This window comes from Nocardia uniformis NBRC 13702 (genome assembly GCF_001613345.1).
GTDB classification, from domain to species: Bacteria; Actinomycetota; Actinomycetes; order Mycobacteriales; family Mycobacteriaceae; genus Nocardia; species Nocardia uniformis.
Genome location: NZ_BDCE01000019.1, coordinates 36,091 through 59,663 on the forward strand (window position 1 = coordinate 36,091; position 23,573 = coordinate 59,663).

Here is a 23,573-nt window from a genome sequence, read left to right on the forward strand (position 1 = left end):
GGCTGGTCCCGAAGGCGGTCGTCACGGTTTCCTATGGCTCGAGGAGTGTTTCGGCGTCATAGGCTCGGTGCAGCAGCTCGACGAACGTTTCTGTCTCGGAAAAAGAGGCCGAGTCGATTCGGTGTACCGCGATGCCCGGCGTCCACGAGTTCATGACCACCGCACCGGACAGCGCCGAGAGGTCCGACAGGCGGATTTCCTGGTCACGTTGGGCAACTCCGAGCCGTTCGAGCTGCCTGCGCACTATTCCCATCGTGGTGCCGCGCAACATATCCGCCGTCGGCCACACCACCGCGGTCCCATCCCAGAAGGCCAGATTCCAGATGGATGCCTCACTGAACCGACCATGACGGTCGAGGAACGCGGTATCGTCGAAACCCTTCCCGACGGCCTCACGCAGGTAGTACGTCTTGGCCACCTCGCCGACGTGCTTCACGGTGGGCAGGACCCGCTCGTGCTCGATCGCCGCGAGCGCGAGCGGACCGTCCGGCCCCGACGAGGCAGGTCCGGTCCGAATCAGCACCTCGGGCTCGATATCGGTTCCGGCGACAGTGAATTCGCCTGCCGGTGAGTACACCGTCACGGTCAACGACAGGTCGGCCGGACCGTCCGCGAGTGCGGTCCGCAGATACGCCCGGATCTGCTCGTCCGGCAATGCACGGTCGAACATCCGCGCCGACGCATTCCGCAGCCGCTCCAGATGCAGGTCGAGTCCGCGAATCCGGCCGTCCCGCACTTGCATAGCGGTGAAGTGGGCGTACCCGGCGAAGGCAAGCGGAGCCAAGTCCTGGGCAGTCGCGGAGCGGCCATTGCGGTGAGCAACAAAGGAGGTCATGCGTTCGAGCCTGCCGCCCGACGCCGGACCCAACCAGTGTGCAGCTATCGGGGGTGTAGCAACACCACCCTCCAACCTGCGCCTGCCGGTCGAACAGCGTTTCTCTACCTGCCGCCTTGGCCTCCCCGACACCCGCGTACCCCGCAGCAACCCCGTCCGGTCCGCCCCGAACTGCAACATCGCCCGAAAAGCGACCGTATCCCGCTGGTGGTCCGGCCACATCCGCGGACCATCTTATCCCCGCGACCTGCACATGCTCCGCCCCGGAGCAGCAACGCAGATGACCTATACTGCCGAAAATATGTGATCTACCTGCGCAAATATAACTCGCAACCTTAGGTCATCGCATGGCACAAGTGGCAACTCGTGTATCCGATCGACAGCAGGATCGGCACATCCCGCGCGGAGGACGATGCGACAACGGTTGCCTCGGGTGAACCAGGCGTGGACGTACCACACGAGATCGTGCACGCCGCCGCAGTGCCGACAATGAACAGTAGATGTCCGACGGCCCGAATTCTCATCACGGATTGACAGCCCTATCCAAACCCGCCCGCTGGCTGTCAGCCAGCGAGACCAGGCAGATTGCAGACCCTTCAGATTGCCCGTGCGAGATTCCAGGCCATAGGGAAACGCAACCGAAACGCAACCTGACGAGTTGCGTTTCGTTGAGAGCTCCGACTATGTGCGCCAGGCACCCGAGTGTGGTGACTGATGCCCTCGGAGGTGTGATCGCATCTACGGCGAGGACAACGGCCGCTACATCGGTCCCTGGGCGGCGGGTGCCAGTCAGCGGCAGATCAACCATATGCCCTGCGGCAGATCAACCAACGTATATGCGGCAGATCAACCAGTAGGATAGCGTCGAATCGACCACCCGTATCAATTCGAGTCCTGGGAGCTCCTATGCAGACCCTGCTTGGCCCCGCGTTGCCTCGACATGCCGAAACCACCGTGGCCGCGGCACTTGAAGATACCCGGGTAGTCCTGCTCAATGGAGCGCGCCAGTGCGGCAAGAGCACCCTGGTCCGACTCGTCGCCAAGGATCGCGATATCGAATGGCGCGATCTCGACACTGCGCTGACCCGCCGGGCCGCACTCGATGACCCCGACGGCTTCGTCGACTTCCCACAGCCGATGGTGATCGACGAGATTCAACGGGCACCGGACCTGTTGCTGTCGATCAAGGCCCGGGTCGATGCCGACCCTCGTCCAGGACGGTATCTGCTGACCGGTTCGGCACGAGTCCTGGGCCTGCGGTCCTTGCCTGACACTCTGGTGGGCCGGATGGAGACAATCGAGTTGTGGCCGTTCTCCCAGGGAGAAATCGACGGGGCGGCGGACCGGTTCGTCGACGCGGTCTTCGAGCACGGCGACCAGCTGCGCCATGAATCGGCTGTACCACGTGCCGAGTACGCCGAACGTGTTGTCCGAGGCGGCTTTCCGGAGGCGATCGCGCGGACCAACGACCGCCGACGACGCACCTTCTTCAACTCCTACGTGGGAGACCTGATCGCACGGGACGTTGCGCAACTTTCCGAAATCGAACGGACCACCGAAATGCGGTCACTGGTACAGATGCTCGCGGCCCGCTCAGGTCAACTGCTCTCCAGCGCCACCTTGAGCAACGAACTCGGCCTCGGCGCATCCACGGTGAAGCGCTACCTGGCACTGCTCGAGGAGGTCTACCTCATCAAGCGAATCCCGGCCTGGTCCCGAAACATCAGCAGCCGCGCCACAACCACACCCAAACTCGCCTTCGTCGATTCCGGGATCGCTGCCCACCAGGTAGGAGCGGACACTCGAAGCCTGCTGCGGCCCACCGGCCAGCTCGGTGGGCTTCTCGAAGGGTTCGTCCTGATGGAATTGGCTCGCCAACTGACTTGGTCGGACGAGGACGTCGAGCTCTTCCACTATCGAACCCGCGACCAGGTCGAAGTCGACGCGGTCCTCGAAAACCGCCGCGGCGAAGTAGTCGGGATCGAAGTCAAAGCGGCGTCCACCGTCGGCCCCGGAGACTTCCGCGGCCTGCGTCACCTGGCCGAACGACTCGGCGACGACTTTCGCGCCGGAATCGTCCTGCACACCGGACAACAAACACTCCCGTTCGGACCGAAGATGCTCGCTATGCCCATCAGCGCGCTCTGGCAAACCCCCGCGTCCTGACCCCCAGGGGCACCCGCGAACTCCGACGCCGCGCCCATCCACCGGCCAGGTCCACCCAGGCAAGGGGTCGGTACCGAACATGCGACCTACGCGATAGCCGGGAACGGGATATCGGTCAGTTTCTCCGAAGGTGCTGTCGGTGGGAGCCGATGTCTCAGACGGTGCGGAGCCTGCTACTTCCCTCGGCGAGGCAAAAATCCTGAAACCCCTCTCGCGTAATGGTCCGTTCAGGCGCACCCTGGATATAAGGAGGGATTCTCCGCAGTTCAGGAGGCAAGACAGTGGTGAGGATGACCGCAATCAAGGCGAATGGCGAGCATTGGCATCCGCATCCTGGCGATGCCATCGAAGATCACGGCGAACTTCCAGCCCTGATCCTGTGCGGGCTCGGCATCGCGGCACTCGGTATGACGATCACCGCGGCCGCCTACGGTTTCCGCGGCTGGGCGGTCCTGGGTGCGATCGTGACAGTGGTGCTCTTCGTTTCGGGCCTGCTGTTGATCCGATTCGAGTACTTCCGTGAGTTCAAGAAGGAACAGCAGGTCGGCAGACACGGACACAATCCGCTGGTTTCCGGGGAATGGCGGCCCGGGCTCGCCAGTTCGTGGCAGAGGCGGCGTCGAGTGTCGTCCCACAAACGGCGGATAGCTCCTGATCGCTCTCCCGGCGCTAGGTGACGAGGCTGCTATACGAGCCATCTCCGCCGAACCAGCGCTTATCGGCAGATGATCAGCGAAAGCCTCGGCAGACGATCAGCCCCGCCGCCGTGACCGCGACCGTGACGGCTACGAAGTCGACGCCATCCCCGAAGACGATTGCTAGCATTCGCGGGTGAATCCGGTGGGTGAGCACGCTCGGCTGTGGACAGCGCCGGCGAGCTCTCAGGTGGATTTGCTCGCCGCGCGGTTCGAGACGTTTGCCTTCGATCGGCACAGTCATGAGCAGCTCTCGGTCGGCGTCATCGAAGAAGGAGCGGAAGGGCTGCACCTGGCCGGCGGTAACGTCGTGATTCCCGCCGGGCAGCTGGTGATCATCAATCCGGAGCAGGTGCACACCGGGTTCGCCGCCGTGGACTCCGGGTGGCGGTATCGGATGTTCTATTTCGACACCGCGTTGGTCGACGAGCTGGCCGGCGAACGGCTGGGCACCCGTGAGGTCTGGTTTCCCGAGACCGCTGTGCGCGACGACGAGCTGTTCACCCGGCTGCGAGCGGTGCACCGCGAGCAGGAACACGTCGGCGATCCGCTCACCGCGGAATCGCTGCTGCTCGCGGGACTGGACGCGGTGCTGCGCAGGCATTCCCGCCGCGGGCCGGCGTCGGCGGCCGATCCCCCGCCGCGCCGGGGCGTCGAGGTGGCTCGCCAGCTATTGCACGACCGGTGGAGCGAAGCCGTCACCGTCGCGGAGCTCAGCGCTGCCGCGGGGGTGCCGCGAGCCTCGCTCATTCCCGCCTTCCGCGCCGCGTACGGACTGCCGCCACACGCCTATCTGCTGCGGTTGCGCGCGAACCGAGCCCGGCGGCTGCTGCTGGCCGGGCGGCCACCGGCCGAGGTGGCGGTTACCGCGGGTTTCGCCGACCAGGCCCATCTCACCCGGATCTGCAAGCGATATTTCGGAGTTACTCCGGGCGCAATCCGACCCTGAGCCGACACCCGGCGGCGGGTTCGTGCCCACTCGCGCAGCCGTCGAGCACGAGATTTTTGTTCAAGACCGCCACCCGCCCGGACCGTCAAGCTCTGTCGCGACTGTTGTACGCGATGAAGGGCTTGTGGGAGCGATGCTGTGGACGTTGACGATATTCCCGCTGATATTCGTGCTGGGGGCGATCGCGGGATTGCGTCGGCCGGCGCACTGGGCCGCGGCCGGAGGTGTCGTCGTGGCAGTGCTGCTCATCTGGTGGCGGCCGGAGTTCACACTGCCGGGCAGCGCGCTGAGCGGAGCGGCCGGCGGAGCCGGTCTGCTGGTGCTCAATGCGGCCGCGGTAATGCTGCCCGGTGTCTATCTCAGTCAGGTACTCACCCGCAGAAGCGTGCATCAGTCACTGCGGGAGTGGGTACGTCAGCTGCCGTTGCCCGTTCCCGCGAAGGTCGCGCTCGTGGTGGTGGGGATCGCCCCAACTGTGGAGGCACTCACGGGATTCGGCGTTTCGCTGCTGGTCACCGTTCCCGTCCTGTTGGCGCTCGCGCCGCCGCCGACCGCGCTGCGGCAGGCCATGCTCGGGATGAACATCATGCCGTGGGGCACGCTCGGCCTGGCCACCGTGATCGGCGCTGAGCTCACGGGGCTTCCGACGACGACGCTGGGCACCGCCACCGCGATCACCAGCAGCATGATTTTCCCCCTGGTGGCCGTGTGGGCGGCGCTGCTGTCTCGCCCGGCGCACCGTTTCCGCACCGCGATCCTCGCCGCCACGGCAGGCAGCCTGCTCGCGGCCGGGCTGCTGATCTTCAATCGGCTGGGCATCGTCGCTCCGGCGGGTGTGCTGGCCGGGTTGCTCACGACCGCTGCCGGACTGACGCTGTGCGTCATCCGACGGCAGCGGACCGACGAAACCGACTCCCGCGCAGACCGATTCGCTCGGGGCAAGACCTCCGGCGGCAGCCAGCGGCGCGACGGGCTCGCCCTCGAGGAACCGACCGAACCGATACCGGGCCGACTGCTGCCTCCCCTCGCGGTCCTGTATGCCTACGGCCTCGTCCTGGGTGGCATCGCGGTGCTGCGCGTGGCCACCGCGGCCGGTATCGCGCCCATGACCCTGCATGCCGGGGGTGCCAGCTTCGCGCTGCTGAACTCACCTGGCCTGCCGTTGCTGGCCGCCGCCTTACTGCTGGACCGAGGCCGCCCGAATCTGTCGGACGCGCGCGCCGTGCTGGCGAGAGTCGGCCGACCGCTGCTCGCGTTGACCGGTTTCGTCGTTCTCGGTCGGCTGATGGCCGACAGCGGCATGATCGGACAGCTGGGTGCGGCGGTCTCCGCGGCCCCGCCCCTCGTGGTCGCGCTGGCCGCACCCGCCCTCGGCATGCTCAGCGGTTTCGTCACCGGCTCGAATGTCGGCGGCAATGCGCTGATGCTGCCACTGCAGCAGCAGCTCGCCCCAACCGGCCTCGACACCTGGTTCGCGGCGGTGCAGAACAGTGGAGCGGGACATGCCGTCTTCACCTCACTGCCGATGATCATGCTGATCCTGGCCGTGGCCGGCGACCGCGCGAAGACCTCGGACACTTCGGAACGTGACCTGCTCCGATTCGGATTGCGAGTGGCGACGGCGATCTACGCCGTCCTGGCGGCGGCGACGGTCGTGGCGGTTGTTGTGGTGTGACTGATGATTCAACCGGCGGCCCGTGCGTCGATCTCGTATCGATCGGAGATCCTCAGCAGAGCCACCACGGACACGAAGATCGCCGGAACCAGGGTGAGCATGGCCAAGACGAGCGGTTCACCACCGTAGCCGGCGGCACTGACCAGGTCGGAGCTGAGGCCGACGAGGAATGGGCCGAGCGCGCCACCGAGAGTGACCAGGAAGGTGAGCAGGGCGAACCCCATGCCACGACGGGCGGCGGGAACCACGTCGGCTGAGACCGCGGTGAGATTCGGTATGGCACCGGCGAATCCGGCGCAGGCCAGAGCGATCAGGGTGACACGCGCGGGAACACCCGGGATGAGCAGAGCGCCCGAAAGGGCGAGGGCGCCGGTCAGCAGGAAGACGGTGGCGACGGTGATCCGCCGGCTGGCCCGGATAGCGTGGGCACGGTCGCCGAATCTGCTGCCCGCGATGATGCCCACGACGATGCCGGTACCGCCGACCGCGCCCGCGAGTCCGGATGCGGTGTCGTAGCCGAGGTTTTCGGTGCGTTCGAACAGTGTCGGGAGCCAATAGAACACGCCCCCGATCCCGAGCGAGAGCAGGGCTTGGCCGATGATGACTCCGGCCAGCGTTCTGATTCTCAGCAGTCCCCGCGCTTCGCGAAGCAGCGAGACGGGACGCGGGAGCGCAATAGCTGGCATCGGTTCGCCGGTGCGGAGACGGTCGAGGCGGTCACCCAAGCCCCGCAACGGTTCCCGGACGGTGAGCACCAGTGCGGCGACCAGCAGACCGGGAACCGCCGCGACAAAGAACACCATGCGCCAACCGAGCGCCTCGGCGAGCACGCCGCCGAGGATGACCCCGGCAGGTAGGCCCAAGTAGTAGCCGGCGCGCTCGAATCCGTACGCCTTGCCGCGGCTGCTGGACGGGTAGTAGTCGGCAAGCAGGCTGGACGCGGGCGGGTTGTAGAGCTGTCCGGCGGCACCGATCAGCACGCGCACGAGGAAGAACAGCACGAATGTGGTCGCCAATCCACTCAAGACCGAACACAGTGACCATACGAGGACGACGATCGAGATGGTGACCACGCGGGGCGCGCGATCGGCGAGACGGCCGGCGGGCAACAGGAGCACGGCACCCGCGAGACTCGCGGCGGTCGGTATCGCACCCGCGGCGGTATCGCCGAACCCGAAGTGGTCCTGGATCGCCGGTAGCGCGCCGGCGATCAAGTTGATCTCGAGCCGATCGATGAACGCGACGAGACCGACCGCGATGGCGGGCCACCAACCCAGTGGCGCGGATTTCGTCAGATCGACGACGCGGGCCGGGCGGCCCTCGGACACGACGATGTCAATCGAACCGGTCGGGGCGGCGGGAGCACCCGCGGGATCCGGGGACACAGCCTCGGTCATGGGATTCGCTCCTGCCTGGAGGGATAGTCCGGGTCGCCGATCCCACGACCGGACCGCTCGGACGTATTGTCGAATATCTCTGTTGAACAAGGGATTCCGAATCTTTGCTGTGCCGGCATCACGGCACGCGTCCGCGACCCCGAGAGCCGAACGGGCGTCTCACCCTTCATGTACCGTTTCGCAAGAGGATACGTTGTATCCAATCAGATCGCATGGCGGTGGATCGGATACGAACCCGGCCCCACACCGCCTGCGGCCACCCGCATCGCCGCGCGGATTCTGACGGAAATCGCGACGCGAGCATGATCCCGGTCGCGGTCTGATCGGCGTTCGATCCCACTGCCATACCCTTCCGGTCCACCGCAGACCCTGGATGATCGTCGGCCGCGCGAGGCCCACCAGCCAGACCGCATCCGGCCGCGAGCCGATCGCATGTCCGCGCCACTCGATGTCGGTTTCCGGCCCGCTCGGGTCCTGCGTTATCAGGGACTTCAGATGACGTTGTGCCCTGTGGTTCAGCTGGCTGAGGAGGCCATGCTGGACAGTGACAGCTGCCGGATCCCTATGCGGATCAGAACATTTCGAGAGGACACGAGCATGAAACCGTTGTCGGAATCTTTGATGGATCTCGCGACCCAGGTGAAGCAGTTCGAAGAATCGTCGGCCGAGGCGCGGGAGAAGAACCGCGCCGCGCTGCAAGCTCGGCGGGAGGAGTTGGGCGCGACCTTCGAGCGCGAGGGCAAGGAGCTCGAGAAGACCGCGGCGGAACTGCGGGAGGCGGCGCAGAATTGGTGGTCGGATACCAGGGAGGCCGTCGAACACCAGATCAGCGTGATGCGGGCCGACTTCGACAAGTGGCAGGCCGAGGTCAAAGCACAGCATGCGAAACGATCCGCTGAGGACGGCAAGACCGCGGAGCCGATCAGTCGAGGCTGATCAAACATCGGGACGCGACCGACGGCGAGCCCGAAGTTCCCGATCGGTCGCCCGGCGCCTAGGGCACTCCGAGACCGCCGCCTTCACGCACGCCTGTACGCGCTGGCATGGATACCCACCCGGCCGTCAGCGGCACCACAATCGCAGCGGCAACGCTGATCGGCGACCGACCCAGGACAGGCGGGACCGGGAAGTCTCCGATCCCGCCTGACAACTCCGCTTCGACCAGCGGCTGAGGAGGTCCTCCGCATCTCAACTCCTCTTGATTATCCCGGGAGCGTTCCAGGTTTCATCGAGAACCTTCTGATCCGTACTTCCGTGAGTTCAAGAAGGAACAGCAGGTCGGCCGACACGGACACAGTCCGCTGGTTTCCGGGAATGGCGGCCGGGCGGCCCAGTTCGTGGCACGAACGACGTCGAGTACGCGGCTGCGCCCACGGTGCGCGTCGTTGGCCCGGCGCGAAAGGTTGAGCCCGTAGCCTGGGCTGGATGCGGACGTCGGCCTCGGCACTGGTTCTTGCGATGACGGTTCTGCTGGGCACCGGCTGCGGCGGACCCGATGACAAACCCACGTCGCGGGAGTCGCCGACACCGACGGGAGCACCGCAGTCGACACGTTTCGCCTACGGCGATACCAGCGACAACTTCGGCGATCTGTACCTCCCGAACCAGCATGCGAGCGACCTGCCGGTCATTGTGATGATGCACGGCGGAGGCTGGCAACAGCAGACGAACCTGGCCTACACCGAAGCCCTTGCCGCTGATCTGGCCGCGCACGGTGTCGCGGTCTGGAATATCGAGTATCGACGGGTGGGCGGGGCGGGCGGCTGGCCGACCACTCTCGCCGATGTCGATGCCGCCACGGACGCGCTGGCGACGATCGTGCGGCCGGGCTGCGGCGGCTGCCTGAACCTGGACAGCGTCCATGTCATCGGTCATTCCGCCGGTGGGCATCTGGCCGCCTGGTTGGCGGGTCGGCACACTCTCGACAGGCCGGACGCGCCAGGCGCGGATCCGCAGGTCCGCCTCGCCAGCGCCACGATCCTGGCGGGTGTGCTGGACCTGCGGCTCGCCGTCACCGACGGTCACGACCGATATGTCCGGGCTCTGCTCGACGGAACGCCGGACGAGCGACCTACCCGCTACCAGATCGCTTCGCCCATCGAACACCTTCCGATCGGGCTGCCTGTCACTGTCATTCACGGCGATGCGGACACCGTGGTATCCGTCGAGCACAGCCGCCGTTACGCGGCTGCCGCGCGAATCGCCGGTGATCCCGTCACATCGCAGATCCTCCCCGGCATCGGCCACGCCGACTTCGCCGACCTGACCTCACCGGCGTGGGCCGCGGCGAAAACCGCTGTCCTGGAGCGAATCAACTCCCGACCGCGATAGCCCGCATTACCCACCGCCATACTCAGCGAATCCAGCTACGTCAGGGCCCATGAGTTGGCCGTCGTGGTACACCGCGAACGGCTCCGCCGTCGAGACCGGTCGGCAACTGTTCTTGCACCCGAACTCGCTGCGCTATCGACTGCGCCGAATCGAGGAGCTGACGGGCCGCTCGCTCAACAATCCCCACACCGTCCTCGAACTCGGCGTCGCATTGCGGGCGCTGTCGGCCTCGGCCGGAAGTTTGTGTAAACCAATGTTTCAAGTTCAATCCCGCACACCCGAGATGGGGTAAATGTGAGCAGATGAGATCTGCCACTGCCTTGAAGACACTCGCCGCCGGCGGTGCCGCCGCCGCGCTCGCGCTACTGTCTGCCTGCGGTTCACCGCCGACGGACAAGGACGCCGAAGGGTCCGGCAATACCTACGGTGCGTCCGATGCGCGGTTCCGGGCCTGCATGGTGACCGACGCGGGTGGGGTGGACGACAAGTCGTTCAACGAATCCGGGTGGAACGGCGTGAAGGCGGCGGTCGACGCCAACCCGGAGATCTCCGGCAGCTACCGGCAGTCCAACAGCACCGCCGACTACGAACCCAATTTGCGGGCCTCGGCCGACGACCCCGATTGTGGTCTCGTGATCGGCGTCGGCGGCCTGATGGCGGATGCGGTCACCACGGTGGCCGAGGAGAACCAGGACCGGCGTTTCGCGATCGTCGACTCCCACGTCGACCTGCCCAATGTGTACTCGATGGAGTTCAATGCGGCCCAGTCGTCCTACCTCGCGGGCTATCTGGCGGCGGGCACCACGAAGACCGGAAAGGTCGCCACCTGGGGCGGTATGCAGATTCCGGCGGTCACCATTTTCATGGACGGATTCGCCGCCGGTGTCGCCAAGTACAACGAGGTGCACAACACCGGTACCACGGTCCTCGGCTGGGATACCCAAGCCCAGAAGGGTTCGTTCACCGGCAATTTCGACGACACCAGCGCCGGCCGGTCACTGACGGAGAACTTCCTCGCCCAGGGTGCCGATGTGATCCACCCGGTCGCCGGCCCGGTCGGCCTCGGTGGCGCCTCGGCCATCAAGGACGCCGGTAACGCGAGCATGATCTGGGTGGATTCCGACGGCTACCAAGCGGTTCCGGAGTACAAGCAGATCATCCTGTCCTCGTCGATGAAGGACATCGCCTCCGCGATCCGGGTCGCGATCGACAATGCCTTCGACGATGGCGCCAAGGACGGCCGCTACGTGGGCACGCTGAGCAACGAGGGTGTCGAGTTGGCGCCGTTCCACGAGTTCGACAGCTCCGTCCCGGACACGTTGAGGCAGGAACTGACGCAACTGCGGGCCGACATCATCGCGGGCACGGTGGCCGTCTCCTCACCGGCAGCCCCGAAGCCGTAGCGTATGCGCCTCGAATTACGCGGCTTGACAAAGAAGTTCGGTGATTTCGTCGCGGATGACGCGATCGACCTGGTGGTGCCGCCGGGCCAGATCCACGCCATCCTCGGCGAAAACGGCGCGGGCAAGTCCACGCTGATGAACATGCTGTACGGGATCCTGGAACCGACCGACGGACAGATCCGCATCGATGGCGCGCCGGTGCGGTTCCGTTCGCCCGGCGACGCCATCGCCGCCGGAATCGGCATGGTGCACCAGCATTTCAAGCTGGTCGGCCCATTCAGCGTCGCCGACAATGTCCAGCTCGGGCGCGAGCACGCCCGGGCCGGGATGCTGGACCGCACCGCCGCCCGTCGCGCGGTGCGGGAGGTATCCGAACGCTATGGGCTGGCACTGGATCCGGATGCCATCTGCGAAAACCTGCCCGTCGGTGTGCAACAGCGGGTGGAGATCGTCAAAGCTCTTTCCGGGCATACCGAATTGCTCATCCTCGACGAACCCACCGCGGTGCTCACGCCCCCGGAGGTCGCCGAATTGCTGACGATCATGCGGAACTTGGCGGCGTCGGGTATGTCGATCATCTTCATCAGCCACAAGCTGAGGGAAGTCAAGGCGGTCGCCGACACGATCACGGTCATCCGGCGCGGCAAGGTGGTTGCCGAAGTGTCCCCCGACGATGGTGAGGCGGAGTTGGCTGCCGCCATGGTCGGGCGCGAGGTGTCCCTCACCGTCGACAAGACACCCGCCCAGCCGACCGAAAAGGCTTTGGAGATCATAGATCTCACCGTGCTCGACGATCGGGGCATTCCGGCGCTGGACGGCCTGAATCTGACCGTGCGCGCCGGTGAGATCGTGGGACTGGCCGGAGTGGAGGGCAACGGCCAGACCGAATTGGCCCGCGCCATCCTCGGCACCCTCGCACCGGCGGGCGGCTCCATCGAGATGGCCGGCACCGAGGTCACCCGATGGCACCCGTACCGGCGCATAGCGGCCGGGCTGGGGTATATCCCCGAGGATCGGGCCCGCGACGGTTTGGTCGGCGATTTCACCGTGGCCGAGAATATCGTGCTCAACCAGTACCGGGAGGCGCCACTGTCCAGGCGCGGTGTGGTCGATGAACGGGCGGTGCGGGCCGTCGCGTCGAAGTCCATCGCGGAGTTCGATATTCGCACCCAGGGCCCCGAGGAAGGGGTGTCCGCACTGTCCGGAGGCAATCAGCAGAAGGTGATCATCGCTCGCGAATTCTCCCGTCCGCGAAAGGTCCTCGTAGCAGCGCAGCCGACCCGCGGCGTGGATATCGGCGCCATCGAATTCATCCATGCCCGGCTGGTGGCCGAACGCGACACCGGCACCGCCGTCCTGCTCATCTCCGCGGAGCTGGATGAGATTCTCGCCCTGTCCGATCGCGTGGCCGTCATCTACAACGGTCAGATCGTGGGCGAGGTAGCGCCGGATAGTCCGCGATCGGAGATCGGACAGCTCATGATCGGCCACCGGCTCGAGAACTCCCCGGGCGACGCGTGAAGACCACAGTCGATCCGGACCCCGAGCCGAGCCGAAAGGGCTTCGGCCCCACCTTCGTTCGCTACGTGACCGAAGCCAACAACGTCATGGTGACGGTCTACTCGCTCCTGCTGGCCTTCGCCATCGGCGCGGTACTCATTATCGTCTCCGACCCCGGCGTACGCGGTACCTTCAACTACCTGTTCGCTCGCCCCGGCGATGCTTTCAGTTCCTCCTGGTATGCCGTGAGTACGGCCTACCAGGACCTGTTCGAGGGCTCGATCGTCGATTTCGGTCGCCTGCAACAGTATTTCGCGGGCGATGCCACCCTGGCCCAGGTCCTGCGCCCGCTCTCGGAGACCCTCACCTACACCACCCCGCTGATGTTCACCGGTCTGGCGGTCGGACTCGCGTTCCGGGCGGGCCTGTTCAATATCGGCGCCCAGGGGCAGTTCGTGTTCGGCATGCTCGGCGCGCTCGTCGTCGGCTTCGCGGTGGAACTCCCACTACTGCTGCATCTTCCGCTGGCACTGCTGGCGGGCGGCCTCGCGGGTGGCCTACTCGGCGCGATACCCGGTTACCTCAAGGCGAGAACCGGTGCACACGAAGTCATCTCGTCGATCATGCTGAACAATATCGCCGCCTACTTCCTGATGTGGGCATTGGGCACCACGTTCATCCATTCGGTCACCTCCCAGGAACTCGTCTCCAAGCCGGTCGCCGAGTCGGCCCGACTGCCGCAGCTGCTGGGCTGGGCCGGGCCGGGTCTGCGGGTGAGCATCGGGCTACTGATCGGGTTCGCCCTGGCCGCCGGAACCTGGTGGCTGCTCAGCAAATCCACCTTCGGCTTCCGTATCCGCGCGGTCGGCGCCAACGCCCACGCCTCGGAGACGGCGGGTATGGATATCGGGCGCACCTTCACCACCACCATGGGCGTGGCCGGTGGACTGGCCGGACTCGGCGGCGCCGCACTCACACTGGGCCTGAACCCGTACACGGTGAATCCCGGCACCGCGGTGGAATACGGCTTCGACGGCATTACCGTGGCGCTGCTCGGACGCGCGCATCCTGGCGGGATCGTCGCCGCCGCACTGCTTTTCGGTGCCCTGAAATCCGGCACCCTGCATATGCAGCCCGCCATCCCGGTGGAGATGTCCACACTGCTACAGGCCGCCATCGTGCTGTTCATCGCCGCACCCGCCCTGGTCAAAACCCTGCTGCGGCTGCGGACACCGCGCGGCGGGCTCAACACTCTGGAAGCGAGGGGCTGGTGAGGGCATCGACCGGCACCGAACCGCAGGTTGCGGTGTCCGACCAGGTCTTCCGGCGGCGCACCGCGGCGGGCTACGGCTTGATCGGCACCGCTGTCGTCCTGGGCGGGCTGGGCCTGCTGCTGATCGATACGGGGCGCACCACCACCTACCGGCTGGATCAAACCCTCGATGCGAGCTGGACGGCCGGGACGCTCGCGGTGGTCGCGACGCTCAGTGTCCTCGCGGCATTCGCCGGAGTCGCCCTGCTGGTACTGCCGAAAAGCATTGTGCGGCGCTACGACGGCGGCCTGATCGGTGGCGCGGTCGCCGCGCTCGTTATCGCCGCGCTGTCCTGGACGGTCACCCCGGGCGTCGGCTTCCCGGTCGAATTTGTTTTAGCGACAACACTTTTCCTGGCACTACCGTTCATCTTCGGTGCGCTGTCCGGTGTCGTCGCCGAACGCTCCGGGGTCATCAACCTCGGGATCGAGGGCCAGTTCCTCACCGGCGCGTTCACTGCGGCACTGCTGGCATCGGTCACCGGGAACGCCTACATCGGAATGCTGGCCGCCACCGTCAGCGGCATCTGCTCGACCCTGCTGCTGGCCTGGCTCGCGACCCGTTTCCAGGTCAACCAGGTGGTCACCGGCATCATCCTGAACCTGCTCGCGCTCGGGCTGACCGGCTTCCTGTACGAGCGGCTGATGCGCGCCGACGGCTCGCTCAACCAACCCGCCACCGTGCAGCGGGTCGGTGACTCGCTGGGCTTCCTGGCCCGCATCCCGATCCTCGGCCCGGTGCTGTTCAACCAGAACATTTTCGTCTACGTGGCGCTGGCCTGCGTATGCGCCGTCTCCTTCCTGTTGTTTCACACCCGCTGGGGCCTGCGCACCCGCGCCGTCGGCGAACACCCCGCCGCCGCCGACGCCGCCGGCATCAACGTCAACCGACTGCGCTTCTGGAATGTCACCGTCGCCGGGGCGCTCTCCGGCTTCGGCGGCGCCTTCTTCACCATCGCCAACAATGTGTCCTTCAGCAAGAACATGACCGCGGGCCTCGGATTCGTGGCCCTGGCCGTGATGATTGTCGGCCGCTGGCGCCCCTTCGGCGTTCTCACCGCGGCCCTGCTGTTCGGTTTCTCCAGCGCCCTGCAACGGTTTCTCAACACCATGCCCGGCAATCCGATCCCCACCGAGTTCCTGGGCATGCTCCCCTACGTGGTCACCCTCGTCGTGGTCGCCGGATTCATCGGCAGGGCCGTGGCCCCGGCTGCCGACGGTATCCCCTATACACCGGGGAGCAAATAGCCGCCGGTCGGCGCCGCGACCCGTGAGGCCATCGCCCGCCTGACTCCCCAAGTGCCGTACCAACGGTCACGGCGTACTCACCCCGTCATTCCGGCGTGCTTGTGGCCGGAATCCACCGACGAATCGGGACACCGCACCAGGAACTCCAGGTCCGGCAGCTCGAGGCCGCCGGCGGCCTCGGCCTCAGAAGACCAGGCCGCGCAGCGCCAGGAAGCGCATACCGCCGACCGCCGCCATGATGGCGACTACGGCGCTGGCCTGCGCGAACTCAGCGAGGCCCGGTGCCCAAGTCCCGAGACCGGCCAGGGCCGCCGTGCTGACCAGCAGACCGATCAGCGCCAGCCCGCCACCTTCCCATTGCGCGGTGAACCAGCCGACCCGTCCGGCCGCTCGGAAGGTGAGCTGCCGGTGCAGTTCGTTCGCGATCACCGTGCTGACGATCGATCCGGCGACATTGGCGACCAGCGGGCCGATGCCGTGCACCGCCATGAACAGCAGCACATAGGCGACATTGCTGGAGCCGCCGACCAGGGCGAAGCGGATCAGCTGGGCGAAGGCGTGGTCGCCGCGCAGGTACCGCATGGCGCGGGCGAGTCGGTTGCGCTGTCCCGTGCCCGGCAGCGAATAGGGACCAGCCCACGCCGTGTAGGCGTTGGTGCCGGGGAGCATTCCCGGGCGGGTCGGCTGCAGGACAGTCATGGTCTTTCCGATCGAAACGCGGGCATTCGGCACCGTTGGCGTTCAACGACACACTGACTATAAGTAGATGTATACGTATATGCAAGATCGAACTATGCGCGGCCGCTCAGGGAGTGTCGCGACCGTCCCGGCCGGGAGATATTGGATACCGCGGTAAGCGCCGTTGCTTGCCACTGGGCACGCCGTTGTGCCTGAATCTCCAGCCGGGACGGGTCGGCATCGGCCGTGCTGCCGGGTTCCACCAGCCCCGGGCCGCCAGCACCGCATCGACGTCGCGAACGGCGGCCTCGAAGGAGTAGTCCGCCGAACGCCGCGATTTGCCGCGAGCCCGCTCGTCATAGGTGATGTGCCGGAAGCCGGGACCGAGATCGGCGATGACCTTGCGCCAGTAGCCCTGGGTGGCGAACTGGCCATTGAGGTCGACCACGGGGATACCGGGACCGCCGGGCCAGGGCCGTATCTTCGACCGGCACCATGCCGGTCCAGGTCGAATCGGTCGAGGAGTTGTTGTTCTTCGTCATGCCAGCAACTTTGAGCGTCCGGCCTGACACCGCCCCGCCACCGAACTGACACGACCACTGACACGGGCGTTCCACCTGGTCGCGCCGGGCAACAGCCCTCCCGGCAGTCAGAGCAGCAGGCGAGCCAGTTCGGCGGGCCTGGACATCATGGCCATGTGGCCGCCGTCCATCTCGACCGGTTCGATGCCCAGCCGTTCGCGCACCAGCTCGCGCATGAAGTCGGCGGGGAAGAAGCGGTCGTCGCGGAAGAGCACGAACCGGGTGGGCACGGTCGGCCAGGCGGGCAGCGGCCATGGCAGCTTCATCGGGGTGTCGGACTGGCCGCGCTCGTACTGCTCCGCCTCGGCCCGCAGCTCGGGCGGGAATTCGTTGTAGAACACATCGTCATCATCGGAGGTCTCATGCCCGGTGTTGGCCCACCAGTCCCCCGGGGCCTCGCCGGGGGCCGGAATCATCGCGGAGATCAACACCATTCGCTCCACCGGCACCCGATCGCAGACGAGCGGTGCGGTGAACCCGCCGAACGAGTGCGCCACCACGACTACGTCCCGACGGTCGCCGATCGCCTCGACCACCGCGTCTGCGTACTCCCGCAGCCCCGCGGCATCGTCCTCGCTCGGCAATCGCACCGGCACGGCCTCGTGGCCGAGGCCGCGCAGCTCGTCCGCTATCTGCCGCCAGTACCCCGCATCGCATCCCGCTCCCGGGATCAGCATGAATGTACTCATGCCCCTTCGCATCAGGGCCTACCGACAATCGGAAGGCCACGACCACCGAGCCGCCCCGTCGGCCCGGACTGGCCGACCACTAGACGATGTTCTCGATACGACAGCCAAAAGTGAAGCGGGCCAATGCAATTCGGCTTACTGCGACGGGCCGATGTCTACGGTACGAACACTTCTGCCGTCGCGGGGATATTGGGCCGGTCTGTTCGTACGGTGAGCTGCACTCGGCCGGGACCGGTATCCGCGACGAGGATTGCCGGAGCGGAGCGCTGGGTGGCCGGGATGAAGCGGCTGACGCTGCCCGTGCGGCCGGAGTCGAGGTTGTGCCAGTCGACTACCGCGGTGACGTCGCAGGCGAGGAGTTGCGGGCCCCATTCGCCAATGGGCGAGAAGCCCTGTGTGATGCGCAGGACGACCGAATGTACTGCGCCCGGGGCCTCGGAGTAGTGGTAGAGGGGGCCGTCGAATGCGGTGCCACCGGTCGAGAGCATGCCCGCGCACACACCATTGCCGAGTGTCCAGGTGGGGGCCAGGTTGAAGCTGTTCTGCTCGCAGGAGCGTGGCTCGACATTCGACCATCCGAGCTGGCAGGGGCTGCCGGGGTGTTCGGCATTGGCGGGCGCGGCGGCGACGGCCACACCCGCGCCGAGGAAGGTGGCAGCGGTCAGGTACCGGATCGTGCGTTTCATCGTCTGACTCCACTCATTGTCGGGTGGTTCATTTACGAGCTGTCGTGCCCTACCTGCGCCATCCATACGGCGGGCGGAGTAGGCCGACTGGTCGGCCTACTACTCGACTGTCGAGCCCGCGGCAGGACGCGTTACTCGAGGCAGCATAGGCCCGGCCGGGTGAACCGTCCGGTAGCGAATCGGTGGCATCCGCCACCTCGACCTCGGCGTCCGCTCCGTGCATGTCGCACCCGGTGGCGCGCGTCCCGCTCTCAGCACACGGTGCGGAAAATCCCGGGGCCCGCAGTGCGGACCCCGGGACAACGCTGTGGAGCGTTGGCATCAAGCGCTGATGTCGGCGCGCTGTACCAGCGTGGCGCCCGCGGCGAGTCCGGCAATAACAATGCCGGACAACACAAGTGTGCCGAGCGCGGGCGACAGCAGTCCGCCGTTGCCGGGGAACTGCGCCATGGCGCTGGATGCCATCCCGGGGAACCAGCGACCGACCGCCGAGGACGCCGCGGTGACCACCGACTCGACCAGCAGCAGCCATGCCATCGCGACGACAATCGCCACCACCTGGTTGCGCAGTACCGCGCCGAGCGCCACGCCGAACACCGCGAGCAGTGCCGCCGCCCCGGTCGCACCGAGCAGCGCCAGCCATACCGCGGGACGGTCCAGCGGCAGCGACAGCTCCTGGGAGCGGTAGGCACCCCACGCCGACAGCAGGGTGGCAGCGGCCGAGGCCAGGCCGTACAGCAGGCCGACACCCGCGTAGACGACCACCTTCGCGCCGATGACCTGCCAGCGCCGCGCGGTCGAGAGGAAGGTCTGATTGGCCTGCCCGAAACGCCATTCACCGGCCATGCCGATAATGCCCGATACGACGACGAGCGTCGATCCGGCCAGGGCGCCGTGCATCGCCACCCGCAGGCTGTCGTCGGTCAGCAGGGCCGCGCCCTCCTTATCACTGAGCGCGACCATCAGATAGGTACTGAGTCCGGCGAACGCCACGGTGCCCAGCATCAGCCACCAGATCGTCGAATTCGCCCTTGCCTTATGCATTTCCGTCAACAGCACCCGGGTAGTGGACCGGTGCGGCCGCGTCGGCTGTGTATGACTCATGACGCCACCTTCTTTCCGGACGCCCCGCGCCCCGTATCGCCGAGCGAACCCGCCAGCTCGAAGTACACGTCCTCGAGCGAACGGCCGCCCGCCGACAGTTCCGCGGTGGTCGCGTCGGCCACCAGGCGGCCGTGGTCGATAATGACCAGGCGGTCGGCGACCTCGCCCAGTTCGGTGAGCAGATGGCTGGAGACGAGGATCGCGCGCCCCGCACCGGCCAACTCGCGCAACAGTTCCCGCATCCACAGGATGCCGCGTGGGTCGAGGCCGTTGACCGGTTCGTCCAGCATCAGCACCTGTGGGTCGCCGAGCAGCGCACCGGCCAGGGCCAATCGCTGCCGCATACCGAGGGAGAACCGTCCGACTCGCTTACCGGCGTCCCTGCTGAGTTCCACCATGTCGAGCACCTCCTCGACCCGGCTGCGCGGTACTCCGGCGGCGGTGGCGAGGATCCGCAGATGGGTGCGGGCGGTGTGGCGGGGATGGGCGCCGGGACCGTCGAGCACCGCACCGACTCGGCATCGGGGGTCGACCAGGTCCCGATAGGGCTGCCCGTGGATCAGCGCGGTGCCCGAGGTCGGCGCGGCAAGGCCGAGCAGCATGCGCATGGTGGTGGTCTTACCGGCGCCATTGGCGCCGATGAATCCGGTAATGGTGCCCGCGGGCACGCTGAAGGAGAGATTGTCGACGGCGTTGTCGGCGCCGTATGTCTTTGTCAGGCCGCGACATTGGATGAGCGGTGCGGCGGCAGTCCGGCCGGAAGAATTCATATCAGGTTCCCGGGGTCGCGTTGAGTCGGGTGTTCTGGTACGAGGTGAACAGCCACCTGTCGTCCTGTTTGACCGCGCCTCTGGTCTGGATGGATTCGGCCTGGGGGCTGCATTCGTCGGATTCGGTGCGCAGGATGCAGGTCCAGGTGATCAGCACGGCGGTCTCGGCGGTGGGGAAGCGCACGAAGACCCGGTCGGGAACCGAAACGCGCGTCCCCTTCATGAAGGTGTCGAAGCCCTGCCGCATCGATGCGGCGATATCGTCGCGGCCCTGGATGAGTTCTCCTGTGACACCGACGAAGTCGGCATCGACGGTGAAGGTGGCGGCGTAGGCGTCGCCGTCCCCGGCCGCCCATGCCTTCGCCTGTTCGCGCTCCAGGTCCCGCACCGCGGTCTCGTCGCTGGTGCCGAGCGGCGCCGGATCGTCGTCGTCCGATCCGCAGGCGGTTACCGCCAGCAGGCCCACCGCGAGCAGGGCCGCGACGGTCAGGCCACGCCATCCGCGCCGGACAGGTGTTCCGGATACCCGGTCGTGAATCGTCTGCTTCATGGAGCGAATTCCTCTCGTTGATGTCCGGGAATCAGATTCACAGCCGAGGAGATACACCGTCGTCGGGTCGAAGTTGTCGGTCCGCTACGTAATTCGACGTAGAGCGGCAGACCGCCGACTGCGCCCGCGACCGGATGCGGCGGTACCGGCGGAAAACCTATCGTTGCCTCATGCTCCAGCGGCGTGACCGATACGTCGGACTCCTCTCCCCTCGGCTGCGCCGGATCCTGGTCGATCTCGGCTTCGGCCTCGTCGTGACCACCGCCGTCGTGATGATGACGCTGCTGGCCGGTCCCGATGACGGCAGCGGCCGACCCGACGCCGTCTCCTGTGGTCTGGCCCTCGCGCTGGGTACCTCGATGCTGGTCCGGCGCCGGTGGCCGGTGGCGACACTGCTGTTCGTAGGAGTCGGACTGGCGGCGTTCTACGTGCACGGATACCCACCGGTCGGCATCGCGGTACCGATGGCGGCGGCGCTGTTCACCGCCGCGCAGGCCGGTCATCTCCGCGTCGCCGTCACCGGCGCCGTCGGTTTGACGGCCTTCATGACCACTCGGCAGATCTGGGACAGCGGTACCACCTATGTGCTCTGGTACGAGCTGTTCACCGCCCTGATTCTGATGCAGGCGACGATCGCGGCCGGTGACACCGTCCGCTCCCGGCGCGGCTGGCAGCGCGAGGCCGCCAAACGCGCGGAGTTGATGCTGGTCGAGCAGGAGCACGAGGCGCAGCGGCGGGTGGAGCAGGAGCGGGTGCGTATCGCCCGCGAGGTGCATGACGTCATCGCCCACACCCTGACCGTCATTTCCGTGCAGTCGAGCGTGGCGGCCGAGGCGCTGGCGGACGCGGACGCCGCTCCCCCGGTGCGGCAGGCCGATGCGGCGATCGGGACTATCCGGCAGAGCAGCCGGGAAGCGTTGCGCGAGCTGCGATCCACCCTCGGCACGCTCCGGTTGCCGGACGGGCAGCCGCGTACCCCACTGGCCGGCCTGCAGGGCCTGCGGCAACTGATCACCTCGACCGCCGAGAGCGGCTTGACCGTCGATCTCGACGTGGTGGGCGAGGCGCGGCCGGTCCCGGTGATCGTCGAGTCGGCGGTGCACCGGATCGTGCAGGAGGCCCTGACCAATGTGCTGCGCCACGCGCACGCGGATACCGCGACCGTCCGCATTCGCTACACCCCCGAAACGCTCGAGATCCTGGTCACCGATAACGGCCGGTCGACATCACCTGCGCAGGTAGGAGCCGGATTCGGCATCCGGGGCATGCGCGAGCGGGTGGCACTGCTCGGTGGCACCTTCTCCGCGGGCCCGACCCCCATCTCCGGCTTCGCGGTCTCCGCCGCCCTCCCCGCGGCGGCCTCCGCGTGATCGGCGAAATGACCGCGCTCGTGGCCCGCGATCGCACCCGCCCGGTCGCGTCTCGCTGCGGCTCGGCCGGATAACCGATGGCCGCCACGGTGCTGTACGGGCGGCTGCGAGAAGAACAGCGCGACACGCTGATGTCGGTATTCGGTTTGGCCGCAGACGGATTCATCGATCGCAAGCTGGTCGGCCTGGCTACGCTATCGCTGCTCGCGGACCTGTCGACGGCCGCGCCGGTACTGTGTCTGATCGACGATTGCCACTGCGGACGAGGCCGCCGCCGCCCGCAAGGGCGAAGCCAGCGACCCCAAGGCTCTGGCGGCACTAGCCCTCACGACCTGCCTGGTACGCGACCGCGGCGACGTCACCGACGCCGAACTGGCCGCCGCCCGCACCGGCGGCCTCTCCGACGGCGATATCGCCGAGGTAGTGGCCAATGTGGCCCTCAATGTCTTCACCAACTACCTCAACAAGACCGGACGGGTCGAGATCGACTGGCCGGTCGTGCGCCACACCGACTGAGGGCGTGCGCGCGCTGCCGAGGCGTACGCGCCGGGCAGCGCGCGATCGTCGTGCGGCTACGACGGATCTGCGTCCAGCCCCGGCCGGAATGACCGCATGCAACAAACCTATTCTGCTACAAGGACTTTCATGAATCGACAGCTCTCGAGAATGACCGTCGCGGCCGCTTTCACCGCCTTGACGGCATGGTCCGCGGGATGCGCCGAGGACGCAGCGCCGGACACCGCCGTACCGTCCACCGCAGCCGCCACCACGCAGCAGAGTCCCGGCCATCAGCGGCTCGATCAACTCGTGGGTGACTGGACCGGCCAGAAATTCACCTACGTCGCCGGTGGCACCCCCGACAATCCCACTACCGGCGAAATAACCTCCCGCTGGCAGTGGATCGCCGAGACCGGCAACAACTTTCTCCGCGAAGAAGCCGGAGGCACCCTCGGCGGCAACCCGTACTACCGACTCGGGCTGTTCGGCTACGCACCCACCGACGACCGCTACGAGTGGACCACCGTCGACAACATCACCCCGATGACCATGCACTACCAGGGCGCCAGAGGCAGCGGCACCGCGGACGGCGACATCAGCATGTCCGGGGAGTTCACCGACCCCGGCGCGCTCGGCCCGCAGTTCGTCGGCAGCACAATCGCCATGCGCACCGTCATCACCCTCGAATCCGCCGATCGCGCCACCATGGAGGTCCACTTCGCTCCGCCGGGCCAACCCGAGATCCTCGCCGACCGCGTAATCCTCACCCGCCGGAAGTAGCGCGCACCCTGCGAGCATCGACTGCGTTCATGGACCCCGGCCGAGGCCCGGACGGTGCCCGCGACGGCTGTGAGTTCTGGCCCGTCGAACCGAATCTCGGCTACCCGTATGCCGACGGCATCGAAGGTCTGCCCGACACATTGACGATCTCGATCACCGGCGACCCGGCCACCCCGTATCAGGGCGGACTCAGCCTGGCCGAAACCCTCGGCGGCACCGTACTTTCCGTCGACGGAGAGCAGCACACCATCGCCCTGTCCGGCACCAGCGACTGTGTCAACGGCATTGTCGCCGACTACTTGATCGAGCTGAGAACCCCACCGGCCGACGCCCGCTGCACCCTTTGACAGCCAGGT

The 23,573-nt window shown here is 66.8% G+C and carries 23 protein-coding genes and 1 pseudogene; 14 read left to right on the plus strand and 10 right to left on the minus strand.

Annotated elements, in window-relative coordinates:
* Nucleotides 1-31: 31 nt before the first annotated feature.
* Nucleotides 32-835 (minus strand): aminotransferase class IV family protein, encoded by an 804-nt coding sequence (locus tag NU1_RS05040; RefSeq protein ID WP_067517876.1) that lies wholly within the window; start codon nucleotides 833-835, stop codon nucleotides 32-34.
* A gap of 341 nt (nucleotides 836-1,176) precedes the next feature.
* A pseudogene (locus NU1_RS44120) lies at nucleotides 1,177-1,272 on the minus strand (DUF255 domain-containing protein); the annotation flags it as partial.
* A gap of 469 nt (nucleotides 1,273-1,741) precedes the next feature.
* Here NU1_RS44120 and NU1_RS05045 point away from each other — a divergent pair.
* The 4 genes from NU1_RS05045 to NU1_RS05060 all read left to right on the plus strand — a co-directional run bounded on the left by NU1_RS05045 (nucleotide 1,742) and on the right by NU1_RS05060 (nucleotide 6,320).
* Nucleotides 1,742-3,001: an ATP-binding protein gene (locus NU1_RS05045; RefSeq protein ID WP_067517877.1), complete on the plus strand. Its 1,260-nt coding sequence runs from the start codon at nucleotides 1,742-1,744 to the stop codon at nucleotides 2,999-3,001.
* 290 nt (nucleotides 3,002-3,291) lie between these two features.
* Nucleotides 3,292-3,678: a hypothetical protein gene (locus tag NU1_RS05050; protein ID WP_067517879.1), complete on the plus strand. Its 387-nt coding sequence runs from the start codon at nucleotides 3,292-3,294 to the stop codon at nucleotides 3,676-3,678.
* A 154-nt stretch (nucleotides 3,679-3,832) separates the two neighbouring features.
* Nucleotides 3,833-4,645: an AraC family transcriptional regulator gene (locus NU1_RS05055; protein WP_067517880.1), complete on the plus strand. Its 813-nt coding sequence runs from the start codon at nucleotides 3,833-3,835 to the stop codon at nucleotides 4,643-4,645.
* 145 nt (nucleotides 4,646-4,790) lie between these two features.
* The gene (locus tag NU1_RS05060; RefSeq protein WP_169814999.1) at nucleotides 4,791-6,320 is read left to right on the plus strand and encodes an L-lactate permease; all 1,530 of its coding nucleotides are present in this window, start codon (nucleotides 4,791-4,793) and stop codon (nucleotides 6,318-6,320) included.
* 8 nt (nucleotides 6,321-6,328) lie between these two features.
* Here the strand turns inward: NU1_RS05060 and NU1_RS05065 are convergent, their stop codons facing one another.
* The gene (locus NU1_RS05065) at nucleotides 6,329-7,717 is read right to left on the minus strand and encodes an MFS transporter (protein WP_067517884.1); all 1,389 of its coding nucleotides are present in this window, start codon (nucleotides 7,715-7,717) and stop codon (nucleotides 6,329-6,331) included.
* A 597-nt stretch (nucleotides 7,718-8,314) separates the two neighbouring features.
* On the opposite strand from NU1_RS05065, the gene NU1_RS05070 reads away from it, so the two are divergent.
* From NU1_RS05070 to NU1_RS05100, 7 genes are all read left to right on the plus strand, one after another.
* Nucleotides 8,315-8,653 carry a hypothetical protein gene (locus NU1_RS05070; protein ID WP_067517886.1) on the plus strand — a complete coding sequence of 113 codons (339 nt, stop codon included), beginning with the start codon at nucleotides 8,315-8,317 and terminating at the stop codon, nucleotides 8,651-8,653.
* A gap of 489 nt (nucleotides 8,654-9,142) precedes the next feature.
* A complete protein-coding gene (locus NU1_RS05075; protein WP_067517888.1) occupies nucleotides 9,143-10,048 on the plus strand; it encodes an alpha/beta hydrolase family protein in 906 nt (301 codons plus the stop codon).
* A 49-nt stretch (nucleotides 10,049-10,097) separates the two neighbouring features.
* Complete coding sequence (locus NU1_RS05080) at nucleotides 10,098-10,340, plus strand: helix-turn-helix domain-containing protein (RefSeq protein ID WP_067517890.1); 243 nt, start codon at nucleotides 10,098-10,100, stop codon at nucleotides 10,338-10,340.
* Nucleotides 10,341-10,350: 10 nt separating this feature from the next.
* Nucleotides 10,351-11,451, plus strand: a complete 1,101-nt coding sequence (locus NU1_RS05085) for a BMP family lipoprotein (RefSeq protein ID WP_067517892.1) — start codon at nucleotides 10,351-10,353, stop codon at nucleotides 11,449-11,451.
* A 24-nt stretch (nucleotides 11,452-11,475) separates the two neighbouring features.
* The gene (locus tag NU1_RS05090; protein ID WP_245719955.1) at nucleotides 11,476-12,972 is read left to right on the plus strand and encodes an ABC transporter ATP-binding protein; all 1,497 of its coding nucleotides are present in this window, start codon (nucleotides 11,476-11,478) and stop codon (nucleotides 12,970-12,972) included.
* Entirely contained in the window at nucleotides 12,969-14,225 is a 1,257-nt protein-coding gene (locus NU1_RS05095) for an ABC transporter permease (protein ID WP_067517895.1), read from the plus strand. Before NU1_RS05090 ends, NU1_RS05095 begins: the two co-directional genes overlap by 4 nt.
* The gene (locus NU1_RS05100) at nucleotides 14,222-15,511 is read left to right on the plus strand and encodes an ABC transporter permease (RefSeq protein ID WP_067517897.1); all 1,290 of its coding nucleotides are present in this window, start codon (nucleotides 14,222-14,224) and stop codon (nucleotides 15,509-15,511) included. The genes NU1_RS05095 and NU1_RS05100 overlap by 4 nt, the downstream gene beginning before the upstream one ends.
* A gap of 183 nt (nucleotides 15,512-15,694) precedes the next feature.
* On the opposite strand, the gene NU1_RS05105 is transcribed toward NU1_RS05100, so the two are convergent.
* The 7 genes from NU1_RS05105 to NU1_RS05135 form a co-directional block, all read right to left on the minus strand.
* Nucleotides 15,695-16,210: a GtrA family protein gene (locus NU1_RS05105; protein WP_067517899.1), complete on the minus strand. Its 516-nt coding sequence runs from the start codon at nucleotides 16,208-16,210 to the stop codon at nucleotides 15,695-15,697.
* A 106-nt stretch (nucleotides 16,211-16,316) separates the two neighbouring features.
* Complete coding sequence (locus tag NU1_RS43000; RefSeq protein ID WP_067517901.1) at nucleotides 16,317-16,637, minus strand: alpha/beta fold hydrolase; 321 nt, start codon at nucleotides 16,635-16,637, stop codon at nucleotides 16,317-16,319.
* 201 nt (nucleotides 16,638-16,838) lie between these two features.
* A complete protein-coding gene (locus NU1_RS05115; protein ID WP_067517903.1) occupies nucleotides 16,839-17,459 on the minus strand; it encodes an alpha/beta fold hydrolase in 621 nt (206 codons plus the stop codon).
* A gap of 155 nt (nucleotides 17,460-17,614) precedes the next feature.
* A complete protein-coding gene (locus NU1_RS43005) occupies nucleotides 17,615-18,145 on the minus strand; it encodes a hypothetical protein (RefSeq protein ID WP_245719956.1) in 531 nt (176 codons plus the stop codon).
* Between the two features lie 321 nt (nucleotides 18,146-18,466).
* Nucleotides 18,467-19,249, minus strand: a complete 783-nt coding sequence (locus tag NU1_RS05125) for a hypothetical protein (RefSeq protein WP_157551995.1) — start codon at nucleotides 19,247-19,249, stop codon at nucleotides 18,467-18,469.
* Nucleotides 19,246-20,019: an ABC transporter ATP-binding protein gene (locus tag NU1_RS05130; RefSeq protein WP_067517906.1), complete on the minus strand. Its 774-nt coding sequence runs from the start codon at nucleotides 20,017-20,019 to the stop codon at nucleotides 19,246-19,248. The genes NU1_RS05125 and NU1_RS05130 overlap by 4 nt, the downstream gene beginning before the upstream one ends.
* Before the next feature lies 1 nt (nucleotide 20,020).
* Nucleotides 20,021-20,569, minus strand: coding sequence for an SgcJ/EcaC family oxidoreductase (locus tag NU1_RS05135; RefSeq protein WP_084520991.1), 549 nt, complete (start codon nucleotides 20,567-20,569; stop codon nucleotides 20,021-20,023).
* A 170-nt stretch (nucleotides 20,570-20,739) separates the two neighbouring features.
* On the opposite strand from NU1_RS05135, the gene NU1_RS05140 reads away from it, so the two are divergent.
* The 3 genes from NU1_RS05140 (at nucleotide 20,740) to NU1_RS05150 (ending at nucleotide 23,564) form a co-directional block, all read left to right on the plus strand.
* Entirely contained in the window at nucleotides 20,740-21,939 is a 1,200-nt protein-coding gene (locus tag NU1_RS05140) for a sensor histidine kinase (RefSeq protein ID WP_067517908.1), read from the plus strand.
* A gap of 645 nt (nucleotides 21,940-22,584) precedes the next feature.
* Entirely contained in the window at nucleotides 22,585-23,217 is a 633-nt protein-coding gene (locus NU1_RS05145; RefSeq protein WP_169815000.1) for a DUF1579 family protein, read from the plus strand.
* A 29-nt stretch (nucleotides 23,218-23,246) separates the two neighbouring features.
* Complete coding sequence (locus NU1_RS05150) at nucleotides 23,247-23,564, plus strand: alpha/beta hydrolase (RefSeq protein ID WP_067517911.1); 318 nt, start codon at nucleotides 23,247-23,249, stop codon at nucleotides 23,562-23,564.
* Nucleotides 23,565-23,573: the final 9 nt, after the last annotated feature.